We start from the raw sequence: 402 nt of genomic DNA, 5'->3' as shown, positions 1-402 counted from the left end.
CGGATGATCGATTGAACAGCCTGAGTTTTCATCGGTGATGGTCATCACATAGTTACCGATAGGTAATCCATTGACTGTAGTGTTAGTGACTCCATTGAGGTTATAGCTTACATCAGCGTATATTCCACCAGTAGATCCATCAAAAGCGATCGGGGTACCACCTGCAGTTTCAAGTGCGAACGCAAACGTGCCAGCTCCTGTACCACCAGTAGGGGTAAGGGTAACCGCACCGTTAGCATCCGGGTTACCTGGGTCGTTGGCACCTGGGTCGCAGACAGAGTTTCCGGTCAATCCGGACTCACCTGCACCAAGGGTAGGTTGACCGGAGTTGATGGTAATGTTTGCTGTAGCAGACACACATCCGGTGATGAGGTCGGTAACAGTCAATACATAGTCTCCATC

1 protein-coding gene is annotated in these 402 nt (G+C 50.2%); it reads right to left on the bottom strand.

Annotated features, from left to right (window positions below; all coding sequences use genetic code 11):
• Positions 1–402 (bottom strand): hypothetical protein (locus ACXAH9_RS17180; protein WP_474896084.1); only part of this gene is annotated, 402 nt, incomplete at both ends.

The organism is Ekhidna sp. ABH4_415 (assembly GCF_056161305.1).
The sequence above is the reverse complement of the archived record's forward strand: the minus strand, read 5'-3'. Positions and strand labels throughout refer to the sequence as shown.